Below are 13,328 nucleotides of genomic sequence, written 5' to 3' on the forward strand. Positions count from 1 at the left end.
GATCGTGAGTTGATATATATCATTGTCATATCCCATTGAGGATCGTGACATGGAAACAGCAAAAATCTTCTGGTCAGGGCGTTCCCAAGCCGTCCGATTGCCAAAGGAATTCCGCTTCGATGGCGATAGCGTTGCCATTCGCCGCCAGGGCCGTGCAATCATTCTTGAGCCGATTTCCGGTGATTGGGAATGGCTTGCAGACGTGACCGGTCCGGTTGATCCCGACTTTGCGACCGCGGCGGAAGAGCAACCTGCTGGGCAGGAGCGACCCGAACTCGACTTCTTCAAATGAAGTATCTGCTCGATGCAAATGCCGTCATTGCCCTGATGAAGGGCAATGAGCGCTTCGTCGCCGAGCTGCGCAAACACAGACCGCAAGATTTCGGAGTCCCGGCAATCGTCGCGCATGAACTCTTCTACGGCGCTTACAAAAGCCTCCGCACCGATGAGAACCTGGCGCGGATCGACGCGTTGCAATTCAATATCCTGGAGTTCGGCCGAGACGACGCGCGCAAGGCGGGGGAAATCCGCGCGGCGCTGCAGGCATCGGGAACGCCGATCGGACCTTATGACGTCCTGATTGCCGGGCAGGCCGCTGCCCGCGGCCTCATCCTGATCACCCGCAATCTGCGAGAGTTCGAACGCGCGGCGGATTTACAAACCGAGAATTGGGAAGGTTAGCTTCGATCCGGTCGTCGGGGCAGCGCGTCAGGCGATCAGATTGGAGACTTCGATGAGATTGCCGTCGGGGTCCCTGAAATAGACCGAGCGCAAACGCCCGGTCGCACCGGTGCGTTCGACCGGGCCTTCTTCGATTGTAACGCCCGCGGCCTGTAGATCAGCGATGACGTCGGCAAGCGGCGTCTCGGCGATGAAGCAGAGGTCGCCGGAGCCGGGTGTGGGATGTCTCGCCTTGGGATCGAATTCGCGGCCGGCCTGATGCAGGTTGATCTTCTGCCCGTCGAATTTCAGTGCCTTGCGGCCTTCCGCGAAGGTTTCGACTGACATGCCGAGGATGCGGGAATAGAAACCGCAGGTGATGGCGATATCGGCGACGGTCAGCACGAGATGATCGAGACGGTCTATGCGGATCATGCTTTTCTCCTCGCGCGGTGCTGGGCAAAACAGGCGGAAGCGAAGGCCAATGCCAGCATGGCAAGCGTGAAGATAACGACGGCGGCCCAGCCTTCAATCGCGAAGAACCATCCGCCCGCCGAACCGATGAGGCTGGAACCGACATAATAGGCGAGCATATAGAGCGACGAGGCGTGGCCCTTGGTGCCGTGCGCAAGCTTGCCGACAAGACCGCTGGCGATGGAATGGCTCATGAAGAAGCCGGTCGTCAGCACTGTTATACCGAGGATGATGACCGGGAGCGAGGCAAAGAGCGTCAACGCGCTGCCGGCGGCGGTGAGCGCCAGACCGAAGAGAAGCACGGAAAAATGCCCGATACGGTCTCCGAGCAGACCGCCGATCGAAGAGGCGCCGATACCGAAGAGATAGACGGCGAAGATCAGTCCGAGTTCGGTTTGGTTGAGGCCGTAGGGCGGCGCCACCAGGCGGAAGCCGGCATAGTTATAGATCGTCACGAAGGAGCCCATCGCTAGGAAGGCGATGGCGAAGATGAAGGGCAGCGCCGGATTGCTGAGATGGCCGAGCCAAGCCCTGCGATGAAAGCGCGGATCGAAACCCGGCCGGCGGACGAAATTGCGTGACGGCGGCAAGAGCGCGATGAAGCCGATCGCCGCGGCAAGGCCAATGGCGCCGATGAGAAAAAGCGCCGGACGCCAGGTGAGATATTCGGCGAAGATACCGGTCAGCACGCGGCCGGACATGCCGCCGAAGGCCGTGCCGCCGACATAGAGGCCCATGGTGGCGCCAAGGCCGCGCGGATCGATTTCCTCGGCGAGATAGGCCATGGCGACGGCCGGCACGCCGCCGAGAACGAGGCCCTGCAGCGCGCGGATGACGAGCAGTAAGTGCCAATTCGGGGCAAAGGCGGTGGCGATGGTCAGCAATGCCGCGCCGACCAGCGATATCGACATCAGGCTGCGGCGGCCAAGGCCTTCCGAAACCGCCGCGGCGCAGACGATCGCAACCGCCAGGAAACCGGTGGAGAGCGACAGCGACAGCGAGCTTTCGGCCGGACTGACGGAGAATTGCTGCGAGAAGATCGGCAGTAGCGGCTGGACGCAATAAAGCAGCGAGAAGGTGGAGAAGCCGGAAAGGAAGAGCGCCAGGCTGGCGCGGCGATAGGCGCCGGTTCCGCGGGTCAGGTATTGCTTCTGCCCTGGGATTGCGGCTGTCTCGGCGGTCTTCATTGCATGCGCTGACGTCGGCATATCTCATCCTTCCAGCCTCCGATCTAGTCAACGCCACTCCATTTGTCCAATATATGAGACTGGCGATTCCGATAGGTTTTGGAGATGGTGATGGAGTTGCGGCACTTGAGATATTTCCTGGCGGTGGCGGAGGAAGGCAATTTCACCCGAGCCGCCGGCAAGCTTGGCATCGGGCAGCCGCCGCTCAGCCAGCAGATCCGCGATCTGGAGAGGGAAGTGGGTGCGGCGCTGTTTCACCGCGTGCCGCACGGCGCCGAATTGACGGCAGCGGGTACGGCCTTCCTCGGCGAGGCAAAGGCGTCGCTGGCGGCTGCGGAAAAAGCGAAGCTTGCGGCGCAAAGCGCCAATCGCGGCGAGACCGGCCGGCTGTCGCTCGGCTTCACCGCTTCCTCCGCCTTCAATCCCGTCGTCAGCACGACGATCCGCAGCTTTCGCGCGCGCTGGCCGGAGGTGCAACTGTCGCTGACGGAAATGAATACGCTGGCGCTGATGCAGAAGCTCGAACGCGGAGAGCTCGACGCCACCTTCATGCGCCCCAGCCTCGACGATCCCATGGGCATCCGGCTGCGGCGGCTGCCGGATGAGCCGATGGTGATTGCCCTGCCCGCCAGCCATCCCTTGGCACGGCGCAGCAAGTTGCCGCTCGCTGCGCTGGCGGACCAACCCTTCATCCTCTTTCCCCGGCTCGTGGGCTTGAGCCTCTATGACGATGTCGTGCTTGCCTGCCGCAAGGCGGGATTCGAGCTGACAGTGGCGCAGGAGGCACCGCAGATTTCCTCGGTCGTCAATCTGGTGGCGGCCGATCTCGGCGTCTCGATCGTGCCCGCCTCGATTTCGCAGATCAAGCTCGAAGGCGTGGCCTACCGGCCGATCGAGGGGCCGCCGGCCGTGGCGCGCCTGGCGCTGGCAATCCTGAAAACACACCGCTCGCCAGTCACCGAGAACCTGATCAGCCTGCTGAGCTAGCTAAAGCGCGTCGCGATCTTTCAGATTCGCTCTTCGCGCTTTAGGTCTTTGTTTTGCGCATGTCGTTTCCGCAAAACCGCTGCACACTTTTGCGCGACATGCTCTAACCCACCGGATCCCAATAGGGCGGATCACCAAAACTCTTCTTCAGATGATCGGCGATGGCGCGAAGCTTTGCGGAGGGATTGCGGCCTTCGGGATGGGCCATGTAGATGAATTCGGCTTCCGGCCTGTGCCCGACATCGATTTCAGCAAGCCGGCCCTCGCGGATGGCCGGGCCGGCGATGAAGGCTGGCAGCAGCGCGATGCCGAGCCCGGCAATCGCTGCGTCGCGGAGCATGTCGCCATTGTTGATGCCGAGCGCCAGTTTCGCACGCACGACGATTGCGCCCTCTGGTGTCTGGAAGCGCCAGTCGGCGACGCCGCGATTGGTATAGAAAATGCCGCGATGGCTGTTGAGATCAGCCAGCGAGGACGGAATTCCCTCGCGGGCGAGATAATCCGGCGAGGCGCAGAGAAGACGGCGGCTCTCAGCGAGCTTCCAGGCGACCAGCCGGCTATCGGCGATCGGACCATTGCGGATGATGGCATCATAACCATCCGAGGCGGCATCGACGCGCCGGTCATCGATATCGAGGGTCAGTTCGATCTCGGGATGTTCGGCAAGAAAGGGATAAAGCGCCGGACCGAGATGCATGCGGCCGAAGGTGACGGGGGCGGCGATGCGGATCGGGCCGGACAGCGTTCCGCGCCGCTCGGCCATATCGGCGGCGGCTTCCTCGATCTCACGCACGATGCGCGCGGCACGCTCGAGGAAGACCGTGCCATCCTCGGTCAAGGTGAGCTTGCGCGTCGTTCGGTGCAGCAGCACGCCGCCGAGCGACTTCTCCAGTTCGACCAACCTTTCGCTGACGACGGATTTGGACAGCCGCAAGCGCCGGGCGGCCTCGCTGACCGAGCCCGCCTCAACCACGGCGACGAAAGCCGCAATACCTTCGATCCTGATCATCGTTCGGCTTTTCCGAATTCGAATTCCTCAATCTGGAGACTAATCCGAACGAAAGGAAAATGCCATCTTCCCTTCATCGAAAGGGACGGCAGGGGCCGCCTCACCTTAAACGCAGGAGATGGAACCATGAACCGCTTGAACAACAAGGTCGCAATCGTCACCGGCGCAAGCTCTGGTATCGGCCGCGCCACGGCAAAGCTCTTCGCCGCCGAAGGTGCCAAGGTCGTCGTCGGCGCCCGCCGCGAGCGCGAACTCGACAGTCTTGTCGCCGAGATCAAGGCAGAGGGCGGCGACGCCATCGCCATTGCCGGCGACGTGCGCTCGGAAGACTATCACAAGGCGCTGGTCGCTGCCGCCGTGACGAATTACGGCAAGCTCGACATCGCCTTCAACAATGCCGGCACGCTCGGCGAAGCCGGTGCGAGCACCGCCGTTTCGGAAGCAGGCTTCAGCGAGGCGCTTGCGATCAATCTGACGGCCTCCTTCCTCGCCGCCAAGCATCAGATCGGCGCGATGGTGGAGAATGGCGGCGGCTCGGTGATCTTCACCTCGACCTTCGTCGGTTACAGCTTCGCCTTTCCGGGCGTTGCCGCCTATGCCGCCAGCAAATCCGGCCTGATCGGCCTGACGCAGGCGCTTGCCGCCGAATTCGGCCAGCAGGGCGTGCGCGTCAATGCCGTCCTGCCGGGTGCGGTCGATACCGACATGTATCGGGACATGAACGATACGCCTGAGAAGCAAGCCTTTGTCACCAACCTGCATGCGCTGAAGCGTGTCGCGACACCCGAAGAACTTGCCCGCTCGGTTCTCTATCTCGCCTCCGACGATGCGAGCTTCGTCACCGGCACGGCCTCGCTGGTCGACGGCGGCGCCTCGATCACCCGCACCTGAGACGGGGCGGCGCGATTATCTGCAGCGGGTTGAGGATCCTCCAACGCGCCGGCTTATCGCGCCGCTTTTTTCAGGGCATTCTCGCATTGAACAACAACGGGTCGCGGCCCAGCATTCGATCAAAGGAACGTCATCATGTCACGCCTGCAGAACAAGACAGCCCTCATCACCGGCGGCACCAGCGGCATCGGTCTCGAGACCGCCCGCCAATTCATCGCCGAGGGCGCCCGCGTCGTCGTTACCGGCAGCAGCGCGGCAAGCGTCGAGGCGGCCCGCGCCGAACTTGGCGGCAAAGCCACCGTCATCCAGGCCGATGCCGGCAATGCGGTCGGCCAGAAGGCCGTCGCCGAGAGCGTGAGAGAGGCTTTCGGCACGCTCGACATCCTCTTCGTCAACGCCGGGGTCGCCGAATTCGGGCCGCTGGAACAGTGGAGCGAAGCCGCCTTCGACAAATCGGTTGATATCAACATCAAGGGCCCGTTCTTCCTGATTCAGGCGCTGCTGCCGATTTTTTCGAAGCAGGCCGCGATCGTGCTCAACACCTCGATCAACGCCCATATCGGCATGCCGAACTCCAGCGTCTATTCGCTGACGAAGGGCGCGCTGCTGACGCTTGCCAAGACACTGTCGGGCGAACTCATCGGCCGCGGCATCCGCGTCAACGCCGTCAGCCCCGGTCCGATCGCCACGCCGCTTTACAGCAAGCTCGGCGCTTCGGAAGCCCAATCGAAGGCGATGACCGAGCAGATCCAGGCCCAGATCCCCGTCGGCCGCTTCGGAAATCCCAGCGAAGTCGCCAAGACGATCGTTTTCCTCGCCTCCGATGAGGCGGCCTATATCGTCGGCAGCGAACTCATCATCGACGGCGGGATGAGCAACCTTTGACCCCACGAGCGCGGCGGAGACTAGAGCAGCGCCGATGCCTGTCGCCCGCGCGATTGCATGTTCTCGGCCAAAGGCTTAGGGTCGAGGGCGGTCAGAAAAGGCAACGGGAAGAAGGCCATGGCTCTCAGCGGCAAACGCATCCTCCTCATCATCTCAGGCGGCATCGCGGCCTATAAGAGCCTGGATCTGATCCGCCGGCTGCGCGAGCGCGGCGCGAGCGTGCGCCCTGTGATGACCAAAGGCGCGCAGGAATTCGTCACGCCGCTTGCCGTCGGTGCACTGGCGGCGGACCATGTGTTCGTCGATCTGTTTTCGCGGCAGGACGAACAGGATATCGGCCATATCCGCCTGGCGCGCGACTGCGACCTCGTGCTGATCGCCCCTGCCACCGCCGATCTGATGGCGAAGATGGCGAACGGGCTTGCCGACGATCTCGCTTCGACCGTGCTTCTGGCGACGAACAGGCCGGTGCTGGCCGCACCAGCGATGAACCCCGGCATGTGGGCGCACCCGGCGACGCGGCGGAATGCGGCGATGCTCAGAGCCGACGGCATCCGCTTCGTCGGGCCGATGGCCGGTGAGATGGCAGAAAGCCGGGAGGCCGGGCTTGGCCGGATGGCGGAACCGCTTGACATTGTCGCTGCCGCCGAAACGATGCTCGATGATGGAGCAAAGCCGCTCAGGGGACGCAAGGCCATCGTCACGTCGGGACCGACGCACGAGCCGATCGATCCGGTGCGCTATATCGCCAACCGCTCCTCCGGCCGGCAGGGGCATGCGATCGCCGCAGCCCTGGCAAAGCTCGGGGCGGAGGTGACGCTAGTATCGGGGCCGGTGACGATCGCCGATCCCGTCGGCGTCAGCACCGTGCATGTCGAGCGGGCGGAGGAAATGCGTGATGCCGTGCTTGCGGCGCTGCCGGCCGACATCGCCGTGATGGTCGCAGCGGTGGCGGACTGGCGCGTCGCCTCGGCGGCCGACCAGAAGCTGAAGAAACATCCCGGCGAATCCATTCCGACGCTGGCGCTGACCGAGAATCCGGACATCCTGAAAACCGTCGGCCATCATACGATGCGGCCGAAACTGGTGATCGGCTTTGCCGCCGAGACGCAGGACGTCGAAATCAATGCGAAGGCGAAACTTGAGAGGAAGGGCGCCGACATGATCGTCGCCAATGACGTTTCTCCCGCGACCGGCATCATGGGCGGCAGCCGCAACAGCGTCAAACTCGTTCGCCGCGATGGGGTCGAGCAATGGCCTGACCTGGCGAAGGAAGAGGTTGCCGAACGGCTGGCGGCGCTGATCGCCAAGCAGTTCAGTTAACGCCGAGAGATCAGGCTGGAACGACGACGCGCTGCGATTTGACGGCCGCCCGTTTGCCCGGTCGAAAATCCGCGACGTCGATTCCTCCTTCGCCGACCGTGACGGCGCTGCCGTTCGGGATCTCGGCCCAGGCATCGCCATCGTCGTTCAGCGGCTCCGACACAAGACAATAGCCCTTGCCGACCGGCGAGGCATAAAGCGTCGGCGCCTTGCGATCGGTCGCGTAGCGGATGGCATAAAGCGCCTTGCCGTCGGAGAAGGCAGCGGTAAAGCGCAGCAGCACCGAGCCGATGGTGTTTTCCGCCAGGTCCTCGATGAAGCCGATCATTTCCGCCATCGCGGCGATCGGCGCCTCGCGCAGGCCGAACTGCAGCGCCAGCAGGAACATCAATTCGGAATCGGTGGTGCCACCGCGGGCATTGAACAAGTCGTCGTCGAGCATCGCCTCCATCGGCCGGCGCAGACGCTCGAAGCCGGAGACCTGGCCATTGTGCATGAAGGACCAGCTCTCATGGGTGAAGGGGTGGCAGTTGTCGCGGCGCGTGCCGCCGCCTGTGGCAGCGCGCACATGGGCGAGGAAGAGCGGCGAACGGATCTGCCTCGCCAGGCTCTTCAGATTGCAGTCCGACCAGGCGGGCAGGATATCGCGGTAACGGCCGGGCTCGGGCCTGTCGCCATACCAGGCGATGCCGAAGCCATCGCCATTCGTCGCGGTCTTGGCGCGGGTGGCGCAATGCGACTGCTCGACCAGCGAATGGGCGGGCGAGGATACCAGCTCCTCGATATAGAGCGGGTCTCCGCGATAGGCTGCCCAGCGACACATGGCTTTCTTGCTCCGGAACCCGCAGCATCGGCGGGAAATGCTGAAACGCAACTGAATTGTCGAATGTCGTCGCTAATAACAGCTTAACGCCCGGCCGATTTGCAAGTGAAACATGACGATTTCTTGACGCCCGACCTCTTCAAATTCGGCGCAACGCTGTGTTCTTTTGTGAACACTGCGTTGTCTGCCCCGCAGACTTCGCGCCCGGCAGCCGGGCGGCTATAGTCGCCGCCAAGTTGAACCTCTAGGAGGACGCCATGTCGATCCGCCCCGTCAAGCATGAAAGTACTGCCACACCGACCATGGAAGGCGCCGGCGTCAAGCTGCACCGCGTCTTCGGCTTCGGCGATCCCGCGATGACCGATCCCTTCCTGATGATGGATGATTTCCGCAACGACAATCCGGCGGAATATATCCGCGGTTTTCCCTGGCATCCGCATCGCGGCATCGAGACGATCACCTATGTGCTCGCCGGCACCGTCGAGCACGGCGACAGCTTGGGCAATAGCGGCCTGCTCGGCGCCGGCGACATCCAGTGGATGACAGCCGGCAGCGGCATCATGCACCAGGAAATGCCGAAGGGCGATTTTGCCGGCCGTATGCACGGCTTCCAGCTCTGGGCGAACTTGCCCTCCTCGCTGAAGATGACGGCGCCGCGCTACCAGGACGTCAAATCCACCGATATTCCTGTCGTCGTCGATGATGACGGCACGGCGGTGCGGGTGATCTGCGGCGATTTCTGGGGCAAGGCCGGCCCGGTCGATGGCGTCGCCGCCGAGCCGATCTATCTCGACGTTTCGGTGCCGCCCGGCCGGAAGAAGCGCCTGCCGGTCGATACCTACCGCAATGCCTTCGCCTATATCTTCGCCGGCTCCGGCACCTTCCGCGATGCATCGAAACCCTTCGGCGTGCGCGTCGAGAAGGAAGTCGACGGCGAGGAATTGAATATCCGCGACATGTCCGGCAACCGCACGCTCGTGGTCTTCGACAGCGGCGACGAAGTGACGGTACAGGCAGGCGACCAGGGCATCCGTTTCCTGCTTGTCTCCGGCAAGCCGATCGAGGAGCCGGTTGCCTGGCACGGCCCGATCGTGATGAATTCGCGCGAGGAAATCATGCAGGCGATGCGCGAACTGCAGAACGGCACCTTCATCAAAGCTGCGCACTGAACGCATTTCTCTCTTGCATCTGCGAAGAATCGGCCTACTTTTAAGCCATCAGCAACAGAACGAAAGGAAGGTGATCCAATGTCTAATGAGATTTCGGACCTCGTAACGGGCATGGAAGAGGTGACGAAGGCGAGGCAGCCCTCGCTCTAATCCCCGCCTTCCTGGGGCTGCATAGACAGTCCAGGCCAGTTTCAGGCCAAACTCATGGAAAGGGTCGCTGAGGCGGCCCTTTTTTTATTGTCTTGGGGACCAGGCGTTGACGAAAGATCGAAATCTCACTATTCATCAAGTCATCCGATGACTATCGGTAGTGAGATGCGAGCGCTCAGCAAGACCAATCTCGCGGACGCGGCGATCGAGGCGATCCGCGGCGACATTCTCGGCAAACGCTGGGCGGTCGGCGAGAAATTGCCGAATGAAGCCTCGCTGTCGGCCATGCTGTCCGTCAGCCGCGGCACGGTGCGCGAGGCGGTGCGGGTTCTCGTCTCCCAGGGTTATCTCGAAACAAGGCAGGGTTCGGGCACCTATGTCCGCGCCACCAGCGATGCCGGCCGGCCGCTGACGATGGCGCGGCGCGCCAGCCTGCGCGACCAGTTCGAGGCGCGCTTGGCGCTCGACGTCGAGGCAGCCCGGCTGACTGCGATCCGCAAGACGCCGGAGATTGTTGCCGGGCTTCGCCGGTTGCTTGCCGAACGCGGCAGTTACAACGGCGGCAATCAGGCTGCCTTCATCGAACGCGACCTCGCCTTTCACAAAGCCATCATCGCTGCTTCGGGCAACCGGGCGATGATCGAGATCTACGATTTCTTCTCGGCCTCGATCGCCGACACCATCGCGGCGACGCTCGGCAAGGATATTCCGGAGCCGGATATGCAGGCGCATGCCGATATCGTCGACGCCATCGAAACCGGCGATCCCGACAAGGCGGATGCGGCGGTGCGGCGCTTCATGGCACCGGTTCTTGCCGCACTCGACCGGATGATCCTGTCATGAACACGCCTTCCAACAATGCCGCCAGCACGCTCGAGGCGGCCGACGAACTGCTTGTAGACGCCGAGGCCGGCTGCCTTCCCCCGCCGCAGGCAACGCCGGTGCGGGGAGTTGCTGATCGTTTTCTGCTCGGCGCAAGCCTGGTACTGATCGCCTTCAACCTGCGCCCGGTCTTCTCCAGCGCCTCGGCGCTGCTGCCGGAAATCCGCTCCGAACTCGGGCTGAGTGCGCTGGGCGCCAGCCTGCTGACGACGCTTCCGGTCGTCTGCCTCGGCGCGTTCTCGCCGCTGGCACCTCGGCTTGCCCAGCGCCTCGGCACCGAACGCACGCTGCTCGGCGTTCTCCTGCTTCTGGCCCTCGGCACTGCATTGCGGGGGCTTTCCTCCATACCGCTGCTCTTCATCGGCACGGCCCTTGCAGGCGCCTGCATCGCCGTCGGCAATGTGCTGCTGCCGGGGCTGGTGAAGCGGGATTTCGCCGGGCGTGCCGCGCTGATGACCGGCTTCTACACGATGGCGCTCTGCGCCGGGGCCGCAAGTGCCGCTGGGCTGACGCTGCCGATCGAGCATGGATTGGGCGGCTCTCTCGCGGGCGCGCTCGCCGTCTGGGCTCTGCCCGCCCTCATCGTCAGCCTGCTCTGGCTGCCTGAGGTTCTTCGCAGCGGCACCCAGGCAAGACGATATGGCTTCCACGTCAAAGGCCTCTGGCGCGACCGGCTCGCCTGGCAGGTGACGCTGTTCATGGGGCTGCAATCGGCGCTTGCCTATTGCGTCTTCGGCTGGCTGGTTCCGATCTTACGCGAACGTGGGCTCGACGGCGTCACCGCCGGGGCGATCGTTTCCCTGTCGGTGATGGTGCAGGCAGCATCCTGCCTGATCGTGCCGCATATCGCCGTGCGTGGCCGCGACCAGCGGCTGATCAATGCGAGCCTCTGCGGCGTCGCCGTCATTGCCCTGCTCGGCCTGCTCTTTGCGCCGCTTTCGACGGTCTGGCTGTGGGCGGTGCTGCAGGGCATCGGCCAGGGCGGGCTGATTGCGGCGGCCATGACGACGATCGTGCTGCGCTCGCGCGATCCCGATGTCGCCGCCCATCTTTCCGGCATGGCGCAATGCGTCGGTTACCTGCTCGCCGCCATCGGCCCGCTCATCGTCGGGCTCATCCGCGGCTGGACCGGCAGCTTTTCCTGGTGCGCGGCTCTCTTCGTTGCGCTCGGGCTGGGAGCGGCGATCAACGGCTGGAAGGCCGGGCGGGCGATCGAGATCAATGTCCATGCGGTCGAAAAGGACGGCTGAGCCCTTCGCTCACCTATCCATCACCATCTCTTGATGCCGGTCGTCGGCCGCGGATGCTACGCTATCTCAGCCTGGCATTCCCCACCGCCGGAGGAGACATCTTGCGCATACGAACCCTGTTTCTGCTCGCCGCGCTTGTAGCATCGCTGGCCCCTGCCCTTTCCCATGCACAGCAAAGCGATCCGCCGAGGGCGAATGTCCAGAGCGGCGCGCGCGACGGCGTATTGAAGCTGCTGCCGGCCGATTCCGTCACAGAGCACGCGCTGACGATCGGCGACCGGAAGCTCGCCTATACCGCAACCGCCGGCACGCTGGATCTCTTCGGCCAGGACGGCGCGCAGACCGGCGCGATCTTCTACACCGCCTATGTCGCGCGGGATGGCGGGGCGAACCGGCCTCTGACCTTTGCCTTCAACGGCGGGCCGGGTGCTGCGTCCGCCTTCCTGCATCTCGGGCTGGTCGGGCCGAAGGTGCTCGATTTCGGGCCGGACGGACGCGACGGCGCCAATGCGAAACTCGTCGACAATCCGCAGAGCTGGCTCGATTTCACCGACCTCGTGCTGATCGACCCGATCGGCACCGGCTGGAGCCGGACGGCGAAGGCCGACGACGCCTCCAATTATTATAACGTCAATGCCGATGCTGAGAGCATCGCCAAGGCGATCGCGCTCTATATCGCGCACAATAACCGTTCCAACTCGCCGAAATATCTTCTCGGCGAAAGTTATGGCGGCTTTCGCGCCGCCAGGGTCGCCTCGGTGCTGCAGGAGAGCCAGGGCATCATCGTCGCCGGCGCGGTGATGCTTTCCCCCCTGCTCGAGGGCCAGCTGATGTTCAATGCCGACCAGTTCGCGCTCGGCGCGGCGCTGGAGCTGCCGTCACTGGCGGCAGCCGAACTCGACCGGCACAAGGCCTTCGACGAAGAGAAGCAGAAGGAGGCCGAGACCTTCGCGCTCGGGGACTATCTGACGACGCTGGCCGGGCCGCCGCCGACGGGTGCCGACGCCGCCGCTTTCTATGGCAAGATTGCCGTGCTGACCGGCATTCCCGAGGATATCGTCACCCGCAATCGCGGCTTCCTCGGCAATTCCTACGTCAAACATTCGGACGCCGGCAGCGGCGAGGTGATGAGCACCTACGACGCCTCCTTCGCAGCACCCGATCCCTATCCGGAATCGGATTACGATCGCGGCGACGACGCCATCCTCGACGGCTTCACCCGCGCCTATGGCGGCGCCTTTGCCGACTACGCCCGCAACGAGCTCGGCTTCAAGACCGAGATGACCTATTCGCTGCTCGACGGCGATATCAGCCGACGCTGGGAATGGGGTGGCGGACGCGGCGGCGGATCGCGCTTCCAGGCCAGCGCCACCGACGACATCCGGCAGCTGCTCGCCGCGAACCCGGCCTTCCATCTGCTGATTGCGCATGGCTACAGCGATGTGGTGACGCCCTATGGCGTCAGCCGTTACGTGGTCGACCATCTGCCGCCATCACTCGCCGGCGGCCGCGTCGGCCTGAAACTTTATCGCGGCGGGCATATGTTCTATACAAAAGCCGATCAGCGCGCCGCCTTCACGGCGGATGCGAAGGCTTTCTACGCCACACACCCGGCCGCTCCGCCGGCGGACTGAGGAA

At 63.6% G+C, this 13,328-nt stretch carries 14 protein-coding genes; 10 read left to right on the forward strand and 4 right to left on the reverse strand.

Annotated features, from left to right (window positions below; genetic code table 11):
• The first annotated feature begins 49 nt into the window (after positions 1-49).
• Both HFO99_RS08565 and HFO99_RS08570 read left to right on the forward strand, forming a co-directional pair.
• The gene (locus HFO99_RS08565; RefSeq protein ID WP_020052605.1) at positions 50-292 is read left to right on the forward strand and encodes an AbrB/MazE/SpoVT family DNA-binding domain-containing protein; all 243 of its coding nucleotides are present in this window, start codon (positions 50-52) and stop codon (positions 290-292) included.
• Entirely contained in the window at positions 289-681 is a 393-nt protein-coding gene (locus tag HFO99_RS08570; RefSeq protein WP_222360557.1) for a type II toxin-antitoxin system VapC family toxin, read from the forward strand. The genes HFO99_RS08565 and HFO99_RS08570 overlap by 4 nt, the downstream gene beginning before the upstream one ends.
• A gap of 27 nt (positions 682-708) precedes the next feature.
• Here HFO99_RS08570 and HFO99_RS08575 read toward each other — a convergent pair whose 3' ends face one another.
• Entirely contained in the window at positions 709-1,095 is a 387-nt protein-coding gene (locus tag HFO99_RS08575) for a VOC family protein (protein ID WP_222360559.1), read from the reverse strand.
• On the reverse strand, positions 1,092-2,342 hold the full coding sequence (locus HFO99_RS08580; RefSeq protein WP_222360562.1) for an MFS transporter: 1,251 nt from the start codon (positions 2,340-2,342) through the stop codon (positions 1,092-1,094). Before HFO99_RS08580 ends, HFO99_RS08575 begins: the two co-directional genes overlap by 4 nt.
• Before the next feature lie 90 nt (positions 2,343-2,432).
• Between HFO99_RS08580 and HFO99_RS08585 the strand changes: the two genes are divergently transcribed.
• Positions 2,433-3,308, forward strand: coding sequence for a LysR family transcriptional regulator (locus HFO99_RS08585; RefSeq protein ID WP_222360565.1), 876 nt, complete (start codon positions 2,433-2,435; stop codon positions 3,306-3,308).
• Between the two features lie 103 nt (positions 3,309-3,411).
• On the opposite strand, the gene HFO99_RS08590 is transcribed toward HFO99_RS08585, so the two are convergent.
• The gene (locus HFO99_RS08590; RefSeq protein WP_222360567.1) at positions 3,412-4,317 is read right to left on the reverse strand and encodes a LysR family transcriptional regulator; all 906 of its coding nucleotides are present in this window, start codon (positions 4,315-4,317) and stop codon (positions 3,412-3,414) included.
• A 126-nt stretch (positions 4,318-4,443) separates the two neighbouring features.
• Between HFO99_RS08590 and HFO99_RS08595 the strand changes: the two genes are divergently transcribed.
• The 3 genes from HFO99_RS08595 to coaBC all read left to right on the forward strand — a co-directional run bounded on the left by HFO99_RS08595 (position 4,444) and on the right by coaBC (position 7,416).
• Positions 4,444-5,208, forward strand: a complete 765-nt coding sequence (locus HFO99_RS08595; protein WP_222360570.1) for an SDR family oxidoreductase — start codon at positions 4,444-4,446, stop codon at positions 5,206-5,208.
• Between the two features lie 135 nt (positions 5,209-5,343).
• The gene (locus tag HFO99_RS08600) at positions 5,344-6,093 is read left to right on the forward strand and encodes an SDR family oxidoreductase (RefSeq protein ID WP_222360573.1); all 750 of its coding nucleotides are present in this window, start codon (positions 5,344-5,346) and stop codon (positions 6,091-6,093) included.
• Between the two features lie 117 nt (positions 6,094-6,210).
• A complete protein-coding gene (gene coaBC, locus HFO99_RS08605; protein WP_222360576.1) occupies positions 6,211-7,416 on the forward strand; it encodes a bifunctional phosphopantothenoylcysteine decarboxylase/phosphopantothenate--cysteine ligase CoaBC in 1,206 nt (401 codons plus the stop codon).
• A gap of 10 nt (positions 7,417-7,426) precedes the next feature.
• On the opposite strand, the gene HFO99_RS08610 is transcribed toward coaBC, so the two are convergent.
• The gene (locus HFO99_RS08610) at positions 7,427-8,239 is read right to left on the reverse strand and encodes a class II glutamine amidotransferase (protein ID WP_222360579.1); all 813 of its coding nucleotides are present in this window, start codon (positions 8,237-8,239) and stop codon (positions 7,427-7,429) included.
• A 257-nt stretch (positions 8,240-8,496) separates the two neighbouring features.
• On the opposite strand from HFO99_RS08610, the gene HFO99_RS08615 reads away from it, so the two are divergent.
• From HFO99_RS08615 to HFO99_RS08630, 4 genes are all read left to right on the forward strand, one after another.
• Positions 8,497-9,408, forward strand: coding sequence for a pirin family protein (locus HFO99_RS08615; protein WP_003544775.1), 912 nt, complete (start codon positions 8,497-8,499; stop codon positions 9,406-9,408).
• 315 nt (positions 9,409-9,723) lie between these two features.
• Positions 9,724-10,401: a FadR/GntR family transcriptional regulator gene (locus tag HFO99_RS08620; RefSeq protein WP_222360947.1), complete on the forward strand. Its 678-nt coding sequence runs from the start codon at positions 9,724-9,726 to the stop codon at positions 10,399-10,401.
• Complete coding sequence (locus HFO99_RS08625) at positions 10,398-11,690, forward strand: CynX/NimT family MFS transporter (RefSeq protein WP_222360581.1); 1,293 nt, start codon at positions 10,398-10,400, stop codon at positions 11,688-11,690. Before HFO99_RS08620 ends, HFO99_RS08625 begins: the two co-directional genes overlap by 4 nt.
• Positions 11,691-11,791: 101 nt before the next feature.
• Positions 11,792-13,324: a S10 family peptidase gene (locus HFO99_RS08630; RefSeq protein ID WP_222360583.1), complete on the forward strand. Its 1,533-nt coding sequence runs from the start codon at positions 11,792-11,794 to the stop codon at positions 13,322-13,324.
• Positions 13,325-13,328 lie beyond the last annotated feature (4 nt).

This window comes from Rhizobium leguminosarum, assembly GCF_019798305.1.
Classification (GTDB): domain Bacteria; phylum Pseudomonadota; class Alphaproteobacteria; order Rhizobiales; family Rhizobiaceae; genus Rhizobium; species Rhizobium leguminosarum_U.

Bases quoted from the DNA above. Each gene is read 5' to 3' on its own strand.
- HFO99_RS08585 (WP_222360565.1), top strand. From the start codon at position 2,433: ATGGAGTTGCGGCACTTGAGATATTTCCTGGCGGTGGCGGAGGAAGGC.
- HFO99_RS08600 (WP_222360573.1), top strand. From the start codon at position 5,344: ATGTCACGCCTGCAGAACAAGACAGCCCTCATCACCGGCGGCACCAGC.
- HFO99_RS08590 (WP_222360567.1), bottom strand. From the start codon at position 4,317: ATGATCAGGATCGAAGGTATTGCGGCTTTCGTCGCCGTGGTTGAGGCG.
- HFO99_RS08580 (WP_222360562.1), bottom strand. From the start codon at position 2,342: ATGCCGACGTCAGCGCATGCAATGAAGACCGCCGAGACAGCCGCAATC.
- HFO99_RS08565 (WP_020052605.1), top strand. From the start codon at position 50: ATGGAAACAGCAAAAATCTTCTGGTCAGGGCGTTCCCAAGCCGTCCGA.
- HFO99_RS08610 (WP_222360579.1), bottom strand. From the start codon at position 8,239: ATGTGTCGCTGGGCAGCCTATCGCGGAGACCCGCTCTATATCGAGGAG.
- HFO99_RS08570 (WP_222360557.1), top strand. From the start codon at position 289: ATGAAGTATCTGCTCGATGCAAATGCCGTCATTGCCCTGATGAAGGGC.
- HFO99_RS08615 (WP_003544775.1), top strand. From the start codon at position 8,497: ATGTCGATCCGCCCCGTCAAGCATGAAAGTACTGCCACACCGACCATG.
- HFO99_RS08625 (WP_222360581.1), top strand. From the start codon at position 10,398: ATGAACACGCCTTCCAACAATGCCGCCAGCACGCTCGAGGCGGCCGAC.
- coaBC (WP_222360576.1), top strand. From the start codon at position 6,211: ATGGCTCTCAGCGGCAAACGCATCCTCCTCATCATCTCAGGCGGCATC.
- HFO99_RS08620 (WP_222360947.1), top strand. From the start codon at position 9,724: ATGCGAGCGCTCAGCAAGACCAATCTCGCGGACGCGGCGATCGAGGCG.
- HFO99_RS08595 (WP_222360570.1), top strand. From the start codon at position 4,444: ATGAACCGCTTGAACAACAAGGTCGCAATCGTCACCGGCGCAAGCTCT.
- HFO99_RS08575 (WP_222360559.1), bottom strand. From the start codon at position 1,095: ATGATCCGCATAGACCGTCTCGATCATCTCGTGCTGACCGTCGCCGAT.